Annotated in this window: 17 protein-coding genes and 1 pseudogene; 12 read left to right on the top strand and 6 right to left on the bottom strand. The window is 68.8% G+C overall.

What is annotated here, in order from left to right:
• Window positions 1-47 precede the first annotated feature (47 nt).
• Window positions 48-683: a hypothetical protein gene (locus OG588_RS13685; protein WP_405947511.1), complete on the top strand. Its 636-nt coding sequence runs from the start codon at window positions 48-50 to the stop codon at window positions 681-683.
• An 11-nt stretch (window positions 684-694) separates the two neighbouring features.
• Here OG588_RS13685 and OG588_RS13690 read toward each other — a convergent pair.
• From OG588_RS13690 to OG588_RS13700, 3 genes and pseudogenes are all read right to left on the bottom strand, one after another.
• Window positions 695-781: pseudogene (locus OG588_RS13690) on the bottom strand (glutamine synthetase); the annotation flags it as partial.
• Window positions 782-1,040: 259 nt separating this feature from the next.
• On the bottom strand, window positions 1,041-1,532 hold the full coding sequence (locus OG588_RS13695) for a hypothetical protein (RefSeq protein ID WP_405947512.1): 492 nt from the start codon (window positions 1,530-1,532) through the stop codon (window positions 1,041-1,043).
• 284 nt (window positions 1,533-1,816) lie between these two features.
• Window positions 1,817-2,776 (bottom strand): helix-turn-helix domain-containing protein, encoded by a 960-nt coding sequence (locus OG588_RS13700; protein WP_405947513.1) that lies wholly within the window; start codon window positions 2,774-2,776, stop codon window positions 1,817-1,819.
• Window positions 2,777-3,022: 246 nt separating this feature from the next.
• Here OG588_RS13700 and OG588_RS13705 point away from each other — a divergent pair, with 246 nt between their 5' ends.
• The 4 genes from OG588_RS13705 to OG588_RS13720 all read left to right on the top strand — a co-directional run bounded on the left by OG588_RS13705 (window position 3,023) and on the right by OG588_RS13720 (window position 5,658).
• Window positions 3,023-3,868 carry an SDR family oxidoreductase gene (locus tag OG588_RS13705; RefSeq protein ID WP_405947514.1) on the top strand — a complete coding sequence of 282 codons (846 nt, stop codon included), beginning with the start codon at window positions 3,023-3,025 and terminating at the stop codon, window positions 3,866-3,868.
• Window positions 3,869-4,048: 180 nt separating this feature from the next.
• Window positions 4,049-5,029, top strand: a complete 981-nt coding sequence (locus OG588_RS13710; RefSeq protein ID WP_405947515.1) for an aldo/keto reductase — start codon at window positions 4,049-4,051, stop codon at window positions 5,027-5,029.
• Window positions 5,030-5,120: 91 nt separating this feature from the next.
• Window positions 5,121-5,366: an NAD(P)H-dependent oxidoreductase gene (locus tag OG588_RS13715; RefSeq protein WP_405947516.1), complete on the top strand. Its 246-nt coding sequence runs from the start codon at window positions 5,121-5,123 to the stop codon at window positions 5,364-5,366.
• Between the two features lie 37 nt (window positions 5,367-5,403).
• Entirely contained in the window at window positions 5,404-5,658 is a 255-nt protein-coding gene (locus OG588_RS13720) for a hypothetical protein (protein WP_366098538.1), read from the top strand.
• Window positions 5,659-5,781: 123 nt separating this feature from the next.
• On the opposite strand, the gene OG588_RS13725 is transcribed toward OG588_RS13720, so the two are convergent.
• The 3 genes from OG588_RS13725 to OG588_RS13735 form a co-directional block, all read right to left on the bottom strand.
• Window positions 5,782-6,222, bottom strand: a complete 441-nt coding sequence (locus OG588_RS13725) for an SRPBCC family protein (protein ID WP_405947517.1) — start codon at window positions 6,220-6,222, stop codon at window positions 5,782-5,784.
• 112 nt (window positions 6,223-6,334) lie between these two features.
• A complete protein-coding gene (locus OG588_RS13730) occupies window positions 6,335-6,955 on the bottom strand; it encodes a TetR-like C-terminal domain-containing protein (RefSeq protein ID WP_366098540.1) in 621 nt (206 codons plus the stop codon).
• Complete coding sequence (locus tag OG588_RS13735; protein ID WP_405947518.1) at window positions 6,948-7,784, bottom strand: alpha/beta fold hydrolase; 837 nt, start codon at window positions 7,782-7,784, stop codon at window positions 6,948-6,950. The genes OG588_RS13730 and OG588_RS13735 overlap by 8 nt, the downstream gene beginning before the upstream one ends.
• A 183-nt stretch (window positions 7,785-7,967) precedes the next feature.
• Here OG588_RS13735 and OG588_RS13740 point away from each other — a divergent pair, with 183 nt between their 5' ends.
• The 7 genes from OG588_RS13740 to OG588_RS13770 all read left to right on the top strand — a co-directional run bounded on the left by OG588_RS13740 (window position 7,968) and on the right by OG588_RS13770 (window position 15,566).
• Entirely contained in the window at window positions 7,968-8,918 is a 951-nt protein-coding gene (locus OG588_RS13740) for a tyrosine-type recombinase/integrase (RefSeq protein WP_405947519.1), read from the top strand.
• A 160-nt stretch (window positions 8,919-9,078) separates the two neighbouring features.
• Window positions 9,079-9,906, top strand: a complete 828-nt coding sequence (locus OG588_RS13745) for an oxidoreductase (protein ID WP_405947520.1) — start codon at window positions 9,079-9,081, stop codon at window positions 9,904-9,906.
• A gap of 121 nt (window positions 9,907-10,027) precedes the next feature.
• Window positions 10,028-11,110, top strand: coding sequence for an SMP-30/gluconolactonase/LRE family protein (locus OG588_RS13750; protein WP_405947521.1), 1,083 nt, complete (start codon window positions 10,028-10,030; stop codon window positions 11,108-11,110).
• A gap of 40 nt (window positions 11,111-11,150) precedes the next feature.
• Window positions 11,151-11,744: a TetR/AcrR family transcriptional regulator gene (locus OG588_RS13755; RefSeq protein ID WP_366098548.1), complete on the top strand. Its 594-nt coding sequence runs from the start codon at window positions 11,151-11,153 to the stop codon at window positions 11,742-11,744.
• A 500-nt stretch (window positions 11,745-12,244) separates the two neighbouring features.
• Window positions 12,245-13,162 carry an alpha/beta hydrolase gene (locus OG588_RS13760; RefSeq protein ID WP_405947522.1) on the top strand — a complete coding sequence of 306 codons (918 nt, stop codon included), beginning with the start codon at window positions 12,245-12,247 and terminating at the stop codon, window positions 13,160-13,162.
• Window positions 13,163-13,479: 317 nt separating this feature from the next.
• Window positions 13,480-14,052: a TetR/AcrR family transcriptional regulator gene (locus tag OG588_RS13765; protein WP_405947523.1), complete on the top strand. Its 573-nt coding sequence runs from the start codon at window positions 13,480-13,482 to the stop codon at window positions 14,050-14,052.
• Between the two features lie 509 nt (window positions 14,053-14,561).
• Window positions 14,562-15,566: an NADP-dependent oxidoreductase gene (locus tag OG588_RS13770; RefSeq protein WP_366098552.1), complete on the top strand. Its 1,005-nt coding sequence runs from the start codon at window positions 14,562-14,564 to the stop codon at window positions 15,564-15,566.
• The last annotated feature ends 395 nt before the right edge of the window (window positions 15,567-15,961 follow it).

Consider the following 15,961-nt stretch of genomic DNA (forward strand, 5'->3'; position numbering starts at 1 on the left):
CCGTATCGCCCCGCCCGGGCCCGCCCCGACCAACAGGACTTGATCCCATGATGGTGCGTCGTCTCTTCCGTGCCGCCGCCGGTTCGCTCACGGTGCTCGCCTGCGGCCTGCTGACCGCCTGCGGCACCTCCACCCACGCCACGCCCTCGGCCGCCGGTGCCAGCACCGCGTCGGTCGCCGCCGCCCCCGCTCCCGCCTCCTCGATGAAGACAGTGCCGCCGTCCGCGCTGTGCACCGTCCTGACCAAGAGCGTCGCCGAGCGGCTCATCACCGGCGCCCGGCTCCAGGCCCGGGTCAGCCCGGACAAGGGGCAGGCCCCGGACGTCTGTGGCTATACCGCCCCCGACGGACAGTCGACGCTGTCCCTCAACCCGACCTCCCGCGCCTACGCCGCCGAACTGTCCGCCGCCCACAACCTGGCCGCGAACCCGTCCTCGGCCGGCATGCGCGACGTACAGGTCGACACGGTGGGCGACCTGGGCAGACGGGGCTTCCGGGAAACGGCGTCCCAGACCCAGGTGCGGCAGCGGATCACCTTCGTCGTGTGGAACACGGGCGCCCGAAGCTGGGTACTGACCTTCGCGACCACCAAGGGCACCTCGACAGCGCCTACCACCGCGTCGCACGACACGGTGGTCCAGGTCGCCCGCTCCATCACCGCGAAACTGCCGACGGGCCGGTAAGCCCGCCCCGCTCACAGCACCGGCAGGTTCTTCCGCAGCTCGAACGCGGTCACCTCGGAGCGGTACTCCTCCCACTCCTGGCGCTTGTTGCGCAGGAAGTGACGTTGGCTCGGAGCGACCTTAGACGATCGACGTTGGCGCAGCGCTGGCCTGTGATTGGACGGCCGTCATCGGTCGCTGTTGGTCGCTGTGGGCCGCCCTTCGACGGCCCACAGACGGCCCAGCGACCCCTTCTTCCCGAAGCAACTTGGGTGGGGGCGCCGGCTTGGGCTCGCGCGCCACTCACCTGCACTGATGGTCCGTAGGCGTCCGCGCCCGTCCGCCGGTGTGCGTCGGCGTTGTCACGCAGTTAGACACTCATAGCGGTCCTGCCTGTGGCTCGCGTTTCGATGCCCGCGGGTCGGTGACTGGGGCTCTAACTGCGTGCTCCACGAGTTGGCCAGGGGTGCCCGTCGGGGGGGGCTGGTCCGAGGGCCGGCCCGCTCGGACGAAGTCGCCGTATTCGTCCTGGACGATGTTCTCGTTGACCCACCGTTCCCGCACTGCGCCCGTGGCCTCCTCGGCAGCGGCCAACGCGTTCGACGGGTCCTCGGCCACGGCAACGAGTCGGCCGAACTCTTCTTCGCTCGCGTCGGCGTCGAGAGGTGGAAACTCGCCCAGGTCGAAGAACGCCTCATGGCCGACGTCCTCAACGGCATGGACGTAGACCTCGTATGACGTATTCGCTGGGCGGACCTCGACGTAGCTGACGCCAAGTGGCCCCGGAGCACCGACCGGACCGAGGAACTGCTCCACCGGCCGACCCCGCTTCAGGACCCTGATAGTGAAGGCTTCTGTCAGGTAGCGCACCCTGCAAACCCTGCCCAGCGCATCAGACGAGGGGCGTGGGCGAAGCTCTCAGCTTGGGAAGCGACGGCGCTTGGGCGGGCCGGATGGCTCTGACCAGCATTAATGCCTGATTCTTGGGGTGTTCGTGTGGGTCGGAGCGGACCGCTGTTGTCCGTGGTTTTCCGTCCGTATGGGCACGCGGAGGGCACGGAACCCAGGGAGGGGAGAAGTCGGCCCCGCTTTCGGAGCGGATGCTGCCGCTGCTCCGCAAAGGTTGCCGTGGATTGACTCGCGTGGCTCGTCGGTCAGTCGGGTGTCTCGGCCGAGTCGGCGGGCTGGGAGTCGTCGGCCGGCGCGGACCGCTCGATGTCGTCGTTGGTCGCGGCCCAGCTCGCCAACAGGTTCAGGGCGTCGTGGGTGGGTGAGCGGGGCTCGGGGGTGTAGGTGAGGAGGAACTGGCTGGGGCTGTCGGGGAGCGGGAAGGTTTCGAAGGGCAGGTCGAGGTCGCCGACGACCGGGTGGTGGAGGAGTTTCACGCCGGTGGTGTGCATGCGGACGTTGTGGGCGGCCCAGCGGCGGCGGAATTCCTCGCTGCGGGTGGACAGTTCGCCGATGAGGTCTGTGAGCCGCCGGTCGTAGAGGTCGCGGCCGGCTTCGGCGCGGAGCATGGCGACGGTGTCGCCTGCGACTTCGTCCCAGTGGCGGAAGAACTCGGTCGCGTGGGGGCTGAGGAAGACGAACCGGGCGTTGTTCGGCGGCCGTGCCGGGTTGGCGTAGACGGGGGAGAACAGGGTGCGTCCGAGGTGGTTGGCGGCCAGGATGTCCCCGCGTCCGCTGAGGATGAACGCGGGTGTGCCGGCCATGGAGTCGAGGACGCGCTGCACTGCGGGCCGCACGCGCTGCTGGGCCGGGCGGCGGCGTGGCGGGCGGGTGGTGCCGGCGCCGCGCAGGAGGTCGAGCAGGTGGATGCGTTCGGCCTCGTCGAGCTGGAGTGCCTGTGCGATGCCGTCGATGACGCTCTCGGAGACGCCGGTGGCGTTGCCGCGTTCCAGCCGGGTGTAGTACTCGCTGGAGATGCCCGCGAGGAGGGCGACCTCCTCGCGGCGCAGTCCGGTGACCCGTCGGCGTTCTCCGCCGTAGACGGGCAGTCCGGCCTGTTCGGGGGTGACCCTGGCTCGTCGGGTGCCCAGGAATTCCCGGATCTCCGCACGGAAGTCGTCGCGGATGTCGCGGTTGGTGCCTTGTGGGTCGTTTCTGCCTGCCATGCGTTTCACTCTACGAGCGCTTCTGCCGGCTTGGGGGTCCCTGTCAGTGACCCCCTCAAGAGGGACTCCCACACTCCCGTGACAAGGGGTTTTGTTGGTGGTGCACCGCCCACGGCGGTGTGAACGGTCCGGACAGGGCGGCGCTCGTGCCGCCGGTCCCGACCCTCTCCGCGGCGCTGTGCGCGCTGCCTGCGTCACCCCCGCACACAGCGGGTGCCGATCACGGCGCCTGAAAGGAAATCCCCCATGAGCAAGGTCATTCTCGTCACCGGTGCCGGACGCGGTCTGGGCACGGACATCGCCCGCGAGGCCCTCGCCGCAGGCCACCAGGTCGTCGCCACCGGCCGCCGCCCCGAGGAGGTCGAGAAGACCCTGGGCGGGCCGCACGACAACCTGCTGGTCACCAAGCTGGATGTCACGAGCATCGAGGACGCCGAGGCAGCTGCGCAGGCCGCCGCCGACCACTTCGGCCGCATCGACGTCCTGATCAACAACGCCGGGAACCTCTTCACCGGCTACTTCGAGGAGATCTCGCCCGCGCAGATGCGCCGGCAGTTCGAGACCAACCTCTTCGGCCCGATGAACGTCACCCGCGCCGTCCTGCCGATCATGCGCAAGCAGCGCGCCGGCCACGTCATCACCATCACCTCCACCGCCGGGCTGGTCGGCATGGAGTTCACCTCCGCCTACGCCGCCTCCAAGTTCGCCGAAGAGGGCTGGATGGAGTCCCTGCGCTACGACGTGGAGCCGTACAACATCCACACCACGGTCGTGGAGACCGGCTATTTCCGCACCGAACTCCTCGTGGACGGCTCCACCAACTGGCCCGAGCTGTCCATCGACGACTACGCCCCGCGCACCGCCCCGCGGATCGAGGGCATGAAGAGCATGAACGGCAAGCAGCCCGGCGATCCCGCCAAGCTCGCTCGCGCCCTGCTCGCCATCGCCCGGCAGGAGAAGCCGCTGCTGCGTTTCGTCGCCGGCGCGGACGCCATCGAGGCCGCCGAGGCCAAGGCGAAGGAACTCCTCGCCCAGGCCGAGGCATCGCGCGAACTGGGCGACAGCCTGGCCTACGACGACACCCACGCCTGAGCACCATGCCCCGGCCCAGGCCGGCAACCGCCCGATGCACCTGGGGCGTTGAGCCGCTCCGCGGGCAACGGCGTCGCGCCAGCGTCGCGCGGACCACACCAGCATGGCCCGCCAACTGGTGGCACACCCCTGAGCATGACCGCCGACCGGCCTGACGGCCGTCACGACAAGGAGTACCTGATGAAGCACATATCACTGGGCGGGCTCGACGTCTCCCGCATCGGCCTGGGCGCCATGACCATGGCCGGCACCTACACCACGGGCGGGGGACTCGACGACGCCGAGTCGATCCGCACCATCCACCGGGCGCTGGACCTCGGAGTCACCCACCTCGACACCGCCGAGATCTACGGCCCCTTCCACAGCGAGGAACTCGTCGGCAAGGCCATCAAGGGCCGCCGCGACGACGTCGTCGTAGCGACGAAGTTCGGTCTCGTCTCCCACGCCGGCGACGGCCCCGGCGTCATCGACAGCAGCCCCGGAAACGTGAAGGCCGCGGTCGAAGGCTCGCTCCTGCGGCTCGGTACCGACCACATCGACCTCTACTACCAGCACCGCGTCGACCCCAACACCCCCATCGAGGAGACCATCGGCGCGCTGGCCGAGCTGGTCGCCGAGGGCAAGGTGCGCCACATCGGCCTCTCCGAGGCCGGTCCCGAGACGATCCGCCGGGCACACGCCGTGCATCCGGTGGCCGCGCTGCAGACCGAGTACTCGCTGTGGACCCGCGACGTCGAGACCGAAATCCTTCCGCTGCTGCGCGAGTTGGGCATCGGATTCGTTCCCTACTCCCCGCTCGGCCACGGCCTGCTGACCGGGCAGATCCGCACCGTCGACGACTTCACCGACGACGACTGGCGCAAGACCAACCCGCGCTTCACCGGCGAGAACTTCCAGCGCAACCTGCGCATCGTCGACGAAGTGCAGGCCATCGGCGCCGAGATCGGCGCCACCCCGGCCCAGACCGCACTGGCGTGGCTGCTGACCCGGGGCAACGACATCGCCCCCATCCCCGGCACCCGGCGGGTTACGCGCGTCGAGGAGAACACCGCCGCCGACGCCGTCGAACTCAGCGCCGCTCAGCTCGACCGCCTCAACAACCTCACACCGGCCGCGGGCGAACGCCACGACGAGGTCAACATGGCAAGCATCGACCGGTGATCTGACGCCCCCGCGACGTACTGACCCGTCGCACCCGACCAACCTGCATCCGTTCACTCATTTCACTGATCACTGAAGAGGCTTCCTCATCATGTCCAAGGTTCTCCTTGTCGGAGGTCACCCCCACCTGTCCCAGTCGACGGCCAACAAGGCCCTGGTGGACGCCGTTCGCGATCTGGCCCACGTCACCGTGCACGACCTCTACGCCACTTACCCCGACTTCCAGATCGACGCCGCCGCCGAGCAGACATTGCTCGCCGAACACGACGTGATCGTCTTCCAGCACCCGGTGTCGCTGGCTGTTGGCCCGACCTGCTGCGCATGGGCGGGTCGCTGAAGTTCGGGGAGGCAACCGCGTCGCTGATCGTCGGGAAGTGGTCGGCGGCTTCCCGGTAGAACACCCTGGCGGCCGCGCGTACTACGGGATGGGCATCGGGGAGCTACGCGGCCAGGGCCGCGAGGTTCCCGACGAGTTGCTGTCGTTCATCGCTCCGGGCCACCGCGAGAACATCAACCTCTTCGGGTTCATCGACGTCGAAGCCGAGCTCGCCAAGCTCATCGAGGGCCGGCGACCGCTGCGCGCCAGCACGGTCACCGAATCCGGGACCACGTTCATGTTGAGCCCTTGAGCGAGTTACCCGCCCGGGCGGCGTGGCGGGCCGGTTTCACCGCAGAGGTCAGCAGGACGAGCGCTGGGGCAGGGAATCGCGGCGGCCTTCCCGATCCCCGCGACCACTCCGGCCACCGGCACCTCACGCACCCGGCCCGAGCTCGGTGCGGTCTTCCACCCGCTGCTTGAGGCCGGTGTTGAACGCGGCGTACCCGTCTTTTTTGGGTGTTCTGAGGAAGGGCCGGATCAGGGTGACCAGGGCGCCGGAGAATTCCTCGTGGTTGGTCAGGCGGGTGGTGCCGTCGTGGTTGGGGGAAAGGACGAAGGAGTGCCGGCCGTGGAACAGCTGCTTGATGCCGAGCGTGCCGACCCACCGCAGTTCCTTGCCGGGCGTCGCGACGGTGACCGTGGGCCTGAAGGTCATGCCCGGCATGCGCATCGTGAGCCGGCTTCCCACTTGAGCGGTTCCCTCGGCTGCGGAGAAGGTGCTCCACTCGCCGTAGGCGGCGAAGTCGGTGAGGACGTCCCACACCGCTTGCGGGGTGGCGTCGATGTCAATCACGGCGGTGAGGACCGGCTTCATGGTGGTTTCCACTTCTGGCTGGTGCGGAAGGGAGGGGCGGGGGTTCGGCGAGCGGGTGGTCCACCGGTGCTCGGTGGGGCCGGGGACTGGCGTGGAGCGCAGTCCACGGCGGTCAGAGCGTCACGCCCGGCGCGGCCCTGCGGGAGGGGGCGCTGTGGGTGCTGGTGGCCGTGGTCTGGCGCAGGCCGTGGTCGATGAAGTCGATCATCCAGGTGAAGCTGTCGTCGATGTCGGTGGCGAACTGGAACCCGCCGGCTGCTTCCAGGGATGCGTATCCGTGCAGGACGGTGCGCAGCATCCGCAGCGCGTGGATCTGCTGGTCGGGGTCGATCCGGTAGCCGTGCAGCATGGCCGCCCAGGAGTCGACCACCCGGTTGAGGGCGTCGATGAGGGGGTCGTCGGGTCCGGTCGGGCGGGCGGCGTTGGCTGCGGCGTATCTGCCGTGGTGGTCCTTGACGAACGTCCGCATCGCCTGTGCGCCGCGGGCCAGGGCTTCGGTGCCGGACCGGCCCTGGATGGCGTCGCGGATGGCGTCGGCGCACTGGTTCATGGCCAGGATGGCGATCCGGTGGGCGAGGTCGGTCTGGCCGGTGACGTGCTTGTACAGCGAGGGGGTCTTGACCCCGAGCCGTTCGGCGACCAGGCCCATGCCGAGCTGGTCGAACCCGACCTCGTCGACCAGGGCGGCGGCGGCTTCGGTGACCGTCGCGGCGGTGAGTCCGGCCCTAGGCACGGCCGGCCGCCTTGGCCAGGAACGGCAGGGCCAGCGCGAGGACCTGGTCAGGGGTCTGGGCGTGCGGGTAGTGGCCCGCGCCGTCGATCACGGCGAGCTCGCCGAGGCCGGCGGGCAGGTCGGCGATGATCTTCGCCCCCTCGGCGCGGGGGTCGGCCCAGTCGGGGTCCAGGCTGCCTTCGACGATCAGGACCGGGCAGGTGACGTGGGCGAGCTGGGCGCCGGCGTCGGTGGGCTTGGACTTGCACATGTCCTGCAGGGCCTTCATCCGGCCGGGCTCACTCAACGTGGCCTCGATGCGGGCCAGTTCGCTGTCCCAGTCGGCGGGCTTGGCCGGGTAGGCCACGTCGAGGTACTTCTTCCAGTCCGCCAGGCGTCCCCGGACGATGACCTGCGCCATCCGCGTGTACCCGGTCCGGAAGCGCTTGACCCGGATCAGCCCGCCCAGGTCGAACGGCTGCGCACGGGTGAACGGAGCCAGCTCGATCACTCCGCTGATCACGTCGGGCGCGGTGGCGGCCGCGATGGTCGCGGCGCCGCCACTGATCGACTGCCCGATGATCACGGCCGGGCTGCCGAGGTGACGCACGACGGCGACCAGATCGCCGGCGATGTCGGTGCGGCTGTAACCGTCCCAGCCGAGGCTGGACTCACCGCACCCGCGGATGTCGACGTTCGCGACCCGGTATCCGGCGGCCACCAGGCCGGGAACGAGGAAGCGGTAGGAGTGCCGGCTGTCGCCGATACCGTGCGCCAGCACGACGAGGGGACCCTCCCCGGTCACGTCGAAGGCGATGGTGTTCGTGCCGATTCTCAGGTGCTCGGTCATGCCGTCCTCCACCAAAATGGCTAACGTGATTAGCCGTAGACTAGTCACGTTAGCCGCGAGGGTCAACGTCACACCCAGCCGCGCTCGATCGGGGGCCGGGCATCGGGAACGAAGAGTCCCCGCCGAACGCCTTCGGGCCTGGCTTCTCGGCGGGACTGCTGGTTCCCCGCCCCAGTCGACGTGGTGGTCGGTCCGTCAGCCCTGGCTCTGTTCTCCTCCCGCCGAGACCACTGGCGGCGAGACCGTCGCGGCCGCTACCTCGACTCCGTCCAGACCAGGACCACCCGCGACAGCTATGCCGAGACTCTCGCCCGGCTGACCGCGCTCGCCGGGGAGCGGCCCGCAGCCGCACTGGTGCCTGAGGACTACGCTGCGGTGATGGACCGCTGGGACGCCGCAGCGGCCGCGACCTGGAACCGGCACCTGTCCGCGCTGACCTCGTTCACAGCCTGGGCCGGACAGCAGGAGATCCTCGCCACCAATCCGGGACGTCGGCTGGAGCGGCGCAAACCCGCCCGCCGCGGCGACCGCTCGATCCCGCGCGCCCGGCTGGACAAGCTGTTCACCGACGACCGGCACGGCCTGCGCGAACGGGTCCTCTGGCGAACGCTCTACGAAACAGCGGCCAGAGCCGAGGAACTCCTGTCCTTGAAGCCTGAGGACTTGGACCTGGAGTTCCGGTGCGGCCGCGTAACCTCCAAGGGCGGTGCGACCCAGTACGTCCACTGGGCCACCGGCACCGACCGCCTCCTGCCCCGGCTGCTGCGCGGCCGCACCTCAGGGCCGCTCTTCCTCGCCGACCGGCGCGCACCCGCCGCCGGGCCGCTCGTCCCTGTGGTCGCCGACGTCTGCCCGGTCACCGGGCGGGGTCGGCTGTCCTACCCGCGCGCGGAGTACCCGTTCAAACAGGCCACCGCCGCCCTCGATCCGCATGACACCGGCTGGGACCTCCACCAGCTGCGGCATTCCGCGCTTCAGCATCTGGCCGTCGACGGCCGTACCGCCCCCGAGCTCCAGGTCAAGTCCCGACACCTGCACCTGGGCAGCCTCGGACGGTACGTCCAGCTCGGCGAACAGACCTCCGCCCAGGTCGCTGCCGACGCAGACCCCGCCGCGCGGCGCCGGACCCGCTGACCAACACCCCTGACAGCGCCGTATCACCGCAGGTCAGCGGTAGCTTGGTTGGATTTTCCGCGATTGCTACTGGGACCCCTACTTGCCATCGACCCACGACCACCGTATGGTCGTACGAACGTAAGGCATACGAACGTAAGGCAATCCAAGGGAGTCCGTGATGGCGACAACTCGGCCGGTGGCGCTCGTGACAGGCGCGTCATCGGGGATCGGCAAGGAGACGGCCCGCGCCTTCGTCGCGGCAGGTTTCGAGGTGATCGGAACCGGTCGCAAGACCTCCGGACTCACCCCGCCCGCCGGGGTGACATACCTCGATCTCGACGTGGCCAGCGACGACTCGGCCACCGCCGCGGTCGGAAAGGTGATCGACCGGTTCGGACGCATCGACGTCCTGGTCAACAACGCGGGCATCGGCTCGGCGGGCGCGGTCGAGGAGAATTCCGTCGCGCAGGCCCAGAACGTCCTGAACATCGACGTCCTTGGTGTCATCCGTATGACGAAGGCCGCCCTCCCGCACATGCGTGCCCAGGGCGGCGGACGCGTCATCAACATTTCGTCCGTCCTGGGCCTGATCCCCCAGCCCTACATGGCGCTCTACGCCGCCGCGAAACACGCCGTCGAGGGCTACTCCGAGTCCCTGGACCACGAAGTCCGCGAACACGGCATCCGCGTCCTCCTCGTCGAGCCCGCCTATACCAGGACCGGCTTCGACACCAACGCCGCACAGCCCGACACCCCGCTGCCTCTGTACGCGGAGCGACGGCGCGTCTTCGACGAGGTGATCGCGGATGCGATGAAGGCCGGCGACGATCCCGCGGTCGTCGCCAAGGTGATCGTCGCGGCGGCCACCGACAAGAAGCCGAAGCTTCGCTACGCGGCCGGCTCCCTCGCCACGCGCATGAGGATGCTGCGCCGCTTCGCCCCCGCCATCGCCTTCGCCTTCGCCTTCGACAAGGGCATTCGCAAATTCAACCGGATGCCCGCCTGACATCCCGGTCCGGCTTCAGGGGGCGTCGATTCCGCCTGGATGTCTCTGGCGTACCCGACATCACTGGTGTCTCCGAAGGTCCATTGATCAGTCACTCGTTGATTTGCCGAGGAGAGTCAACATGCAGCAGCAACGGCAGCGAACGGCCCGGCGCAGTGCATCGGGCGCAAGGCGTTCTCCGAAGAGGAACGTCGGCATCGCGCTGACGGTCACCGCGACGGCGGCCGTCCTGGTGTCGGCGCCGTCCGCGTCAGCGTGGACGGGACACCCGTACCGCGGATCCGTTGTCACCGACGTACGCACCGCGGCGAAGTTCGACTTCGCCGCCGGCGAGATCCCCGAGAACATCACCGTCAACCCCGACGGGTCGGTGACCCTGTCCTTGCTCGGCAGTTGCGCGGTGTGCGAGCGCACCCATGGGCCGGAGTTGATGCGTGTCTCCGCGTCCGGACAGCGCACGGTGCTCGCCACCGGGCAGGTGGGTGAGGCGATCAGCGGCAACACCCGTGGCAGTGACGGCACCGTCTACTACAGCGTGTGGGCCCCGGGCAACGCGGCCAGGAACGGCGTGTACAAGGTGCTTGCGGACGGTGCCCCTCAGCGCATCGCCGCCCTGCCCGCCGACGCGGGCCCCAACGGGCTGGCCGTCGACCCGGCCGGACGCACCCTCTACATCGCCGACAGCCTCAAGGGCATCATCTGGTCCGTCCCGGCCGCGGGTGGACCGGCGACCCCCTGGCTGACCGACGCCGCTCTCGCGCCGGTACCGACCGAAGCCCTGCCGATCGGTGCCAACGGGCTCAGGTTCCACAACGGCGCCCTGTGGATCAGCAACTTCAACAAGGGAACCCTGCTGCGGGTACCGGTCACCGGCACCGGAACGGCCGGCCCCATCCACCTCGTCACGGGCGGCCTGCCCAACATCGACGATCTCAGCTTCCTGACCCCCCGCTCCGACGTGGTGTTCGCGGCGCAGAACGGCTCCTCCTCGGACAACGGCCCGGACAGGGTCGTGGTGATCTACCCGAACGGCACCTACAAGGCCGTCCTGACCAGCGTGGACGGTCTCGCCTCGCCCTCCGCGACCGCGGTCCGCGGCGACCGGCTGTACATCACCGACGGCGGGGTCCCCGAGCCCCACGACCCGAAACTCCAGACAGCGAGGATCAACTTCGCTGCTCTCCTTGCCCACGCGGCACACTGACTCGGCCAGGGCGGTATCCGGAGGGCAAGCCCCGGCTGCGATGGAGGAACGCCTCGTGCGGTACACGAAAGAACACAAGCAGGAGACAAGGCGGCGGATCGTCGAGACGGCCGGTCGCCGGCTCAAGCGGGACGGCATCGACGGCTCCGGAGTCGCCACGCTCATGAAGGACGCGGGGCTGACCAACGGCACCTTCTACGCCTACTTCGCGTCCAAGGACGACCTCGTCGCCACCGCGGTCGCCGACCAGATGCGCGCACAGCACGAGAGCATCGTCGCGCAGGCGGCGCCCGGCCGTGCCGGACTCGAACAGTTGATTCGCTGGTACTTCTCCACCGAGCAGCGCGACAACGTCGAGGACGGCTGCCCCAACGCCGCCCTGCTCGACGAGATCGGACGCTCCACGGATCCCACCAGGCAGGCGTACACCGACGGCGCTCTGGTCCTCATCGACGGCTTCGCCGCCCGCCTGGCACCCCACGATCCGTCGTCGGCGCGTCTGAAGTCACTCAGCCTCCTCGGCATGATGGCCGGGACGCTTCAGCTCTCCCGCGCCCTGACCGACCGGCAACTCGCCGACCAACTCCTCGAACAGGGCATCCACAACGCCCTCGCACTACTGGATGCCGAGTAGCACGCCTGAGACGCCCTCTGCGTATCGATCACGGGGCCGGCCGGCTCGAACAGGGTTCGGCGGCTCTCTCGACAACCGCATCCGCTTCGCCGTCGCGATCGCCACCGCTCCGGCAGACGAGACCGGCGCCGACCGCACCGGCTTCCGGGGCCTTCCCGGAAACCCATTCAGCGACATCGCGGAGAGCGACACCCACGAGCTGCATCCGGCACTCGCGCGAGCCCTCACCCCGCCGACCTCGCCTACCCGCGCATCGGCCACGGCGGCGACGAACTCCCGCACACCCTCCGCAAGTTGTGGCCGAGCACCTTGGTTCTCAACCGGGCCGGCACCGACGTCGCCACCCGCGCGCAGGACATCGAAGACGGCCTGGCCGACATCGTCAACGTCGGCGTGACGGCCGTCGCCGCCCCGACCACCCCACCCACACCGCCTGACAAATCCTGGCGATACCGGTCCTTGCGGGCCGGTATGCCCAAACGGCCTCATGGAGGTACCACATGTCTGAGCACGCTGCAGTTGAACTGAGCCCGGAAGCAATCCAGTTCGCGGAATGGTTGGCCACCGGGGCGAATCCCCCGTCCGAGCTGGACGCGGCGCGCATCCAGGCGGAGCAGGTCCATCTCGCGGCCCGTGAGCCGGAAGGGGTCACCTATCGCGAGGTGGACGCGGGTGGCGTGCTGGGAATCTGGTGCGAACCCGTCGACGCCAACACCGACTACGTCCTCCTGCACACTCACGCCGGGGGCTCCGTGCTGGCGTCGGCACACGTCGACCGAAAGCTCGCCGGCCATATCGCCAAGGCTGCCGGGGCCCCCGTACTGGTGCTGGACTTCCGGCGGGCACCGGAACACAAGTACCCGGCTCAGGTGGACGACGCGGAGGCGGCCTTCAACTGGCTGCTCTCCGAAGGGTACGAGCCGGGAAACATCATCACGATCGGCCACTCGATCGGCGGGTTCATCGCCGTCGCCCTGGCGCTTCGCCTCCGCGAAAAGAAGCAGCCGCTGCCCGGCGCCATCGTGTCGATCTCCCCCTGGTGCGACCTCGAGATCGCCAACGAGACCATCACGGCCAACGCCGGGACGGACAAGATCCTCAGCAAGGAACTGCTGGAGTTCTTCCGGGAATCCTGGATCGGCGGCACGGGCATCGAGTTCACGGACACCCGGATCAATCTGAACCGGGCGGACCTGAGCGGGATGCCCCCGACCCTCGTCTCCTGGGGAACGTACGAGGTCCTGGCCGGGGAGGACGAGGAGTTCGCCGCCCGCGTCAAGGACGCCGGAATCGACACGGCGACCGTGGTGGTCCCCGGCGGCCAGCACTCCTACGTCTACGGTGCCGGCCGGATTCCGGAGACCGACGCAGCCATCGCACGGATCGGCGCGTGGGTCCGGGAGAAGACGAAGATCTGACCGAGCGGTACAGGCTCGGCCGGCGCAAGCTCCGCTCCGTCGAAACCGTGAGGGACGGCCTCGACAACACCCTGGACGCCTCTTCCTGATCAACAACGCGGGGTCGCCCCATGGCCGACCTGTTTGCAGCCGAACTGGACGACGTCCGCCTGGAGATGAACCCCCACTGCTTCGACGCCCTCTCGGCGGTCAGGAGCTTCGCGCCTCGGTGGCAGGACAGCTACCAATGCTCTGCCGACCGTAATATTATGTTCGTCAGGCCATCGCTTAGGATGGAGTGCGTCGCAATGGCCCCGCGAAGCGAATGGAGGAACCCTGTGGCGCGTTACGCCAAGGAGCACAAGCAGGTGACGCGGCAACGGATCATCGACACGGCCGGTCGTCGGTTCAAGCAGGACGGCATCGACGGTTCGGGCATCTCCACGCTGATGTCGGACGCCGGGCTCACCAACGGGGCTTTCTACGCTCACTTCGCATCCAAGGACGACCTCGTCGCCCATGTCGTGGCCGACGAGCTGCGCACGCAGGTCGCGAGGTACGGCACTCTGCGGCCCGGCCGCCCGGGACTCGAGGACCTCGTTCGCGAATATCTGTCGGCCGAGCACCGGGACCACCCCGGCGTCGGATGCCCCTCCGCCGCCCTGCTCGACGAGATCGGCCGCTGCGGAGACGGGGCCAAGCAGGCCTACACCGACGGCGCGCGGGACATCCTGGAAGAGGTTGCCGCCCGCCTGGCACCTGAGGATCCGCAGTCCGCCCGCGGCAAGGCCATCGGGCTCTTCACCATGTTGGTGGGGGCGTTGCAACTGTCCCGCGCCCTCTCCGACCGCAAGTTCGCCGATGAGGTCCTTGAGCGGGGAATCGAGAACGCCCTCGCCTTCATGCGCTGAGGGGAATGGCCGAACCGGCGTGCCCGCGGAACGCACCGGCCTGCACCGCGGGGCCCTTCTTACGCCCGGGCGGTGCACCAGTTGGCCCCATAGCGCGTCAACTCCTCGCCGCAAGCCGAGTGCCTCGGCGAGGCTTCGAGGGCGACAACTCTCCGACGGCCGGGCCTCGCCGACAGGTCCCGTGTCCGTCGCGAGTGCGCCGCCCTTGCGAGGGGCGGGTCCACTTGCGGTCCATCGGTCGACCACTTAGAATTACGAGCATAATTCAATTGGCGAGGTGTCGCCGGGAGGTTCTGCCGACGGAGGCAGACGTCGGGCGCTACGCCCGGCGCGCCCCGTGCCCGATCGTCACCCAGGGCGCTCGACCCTTCATCGGTGGTCGCGATCAAGAGTCCCCACTGAGCCCCGCCGCACCGAAGAGCGCATACCGCCAAAAATCACTAACCATCCAACTAAGTCCGGAATGAAGAGCACCACCGTCCGCTCGCGGGCGAGATGAGGAGCCGACGATGAGGGCCTTCACGGTAGAGCGCTACGGCGACAAGGCCGCCGTGCGTGTCGGCGATGTGCCGGACCCGGAGGTGGGCGCGGAGGACGTGCTGGTCCGGATCCACGCCGCGAGCATCAACCCGCTCGACCGCATGATCCGGGACGGGGAGATGAAGGCGATCCTGCCGTACAAGGTCCCGTTCGTCCTGGGCAACGACCTGGCCGGGGTGGTGGTCGAGGTGGGTGCGGCCGTTACGCGGTTCGCGGTGGGCGACGAGGTCTTCGCGCGGCCCGACAAGGACCGGATCGGCACGTTCGCCGAACTCATCGCGGTGCATCAGGACGACGTGGCGATCAAGCCGGCCACGCTGACCATGGAGGAGGCGGCGTCCCTTCCCCTGGTCGCTCTGACCTCGTGGCAGGTGCTGGTCGAGCGGGCACACATCCAGCCGGGCCAGAGGGTCCTCATCCACGCGGGTTCCGGCGGCCTGGGCACCATCGCCATCCAGCTGGCGAAGGAGCTGGGTGCGTACGTGGCGACCACCACGAGCACGGCCAACGTCGAGCTGGTGAAGCGTCTGGGCGCGGACGTCGTCGTCGACTACAAGAAGCAGGCGTTCGAGACGGTGCTGCACGACTATGACGTCGTCCTGGACTCGCTCGGCGGCGAGACGCTGAAGAAGTCCCTGGACGTACTCAAGCCCGGCGGGAAGGCCATCAGCGTCGCGGGCCCTCCCGACGCCGCATTCGCCAGGGAACTGGGAGCGAATCCGATCGTCCGGCTGGCGATGTCCGCGCTGAGTTTCCGGATCCGGCGAAGCGCCCGGCGCCGTAAGGTGACGTACTCCTTCCTGTTCATGAAGGCCAGCGGGGACCAGCTGCGCGAGCTCACCCATCTCATCGAGGCCGGCAGGATCCGACCTGTCGTCGACACGGTGTTCCCGTTCGAGTCGGCCCGAGAAGCGTTGGAGTACGTCGAAGCAGGGCGCGCGAAGGCCGGCAAGGTCGTCGTCAGGATGACGTGAGGGAACGGTATTGCCGACCGATCAAGGTCCTCCGCGAGCGTCGGAACGACGCCGTCTGCGGCAACGAGAAGTGCCCTGGCGGTCCTGAGCCTTCTCGTGCCTCGTAGCGCGTCCCGTGGCGGGATGGTGCTGAGATGGGCCTGCATTTCCACAGGTCTCGGGCTTGTGGTCGAATTTCCGGTTCAACGTCCAGCACCTGAACGCGCTGGACACCAGCTGGCGCATGCCGCCCCATCACTGCGGAGAACATCGCCCACGCCCACCGAGGCACGGGACTGCCGCTCAGCCGGGGCACGGGCCCGATCCACCGGTGGCCGGCCGTCGTCGGCTGAGGGAACTACGTTGGGTGCAACTACCCTTTTGCGTAAGCGACTTCGCACGCAGGCGAACACTCC

The organism is Streptomyces prunicolor (assembly GCF_045162825.1).
Taxonomy (GTDB): Bacteria; Actinomycetota; Actinomycetes; order Streptomycetales; family Streptomycetaceae; genus Streptomyces; species Streptomyces prunicolor.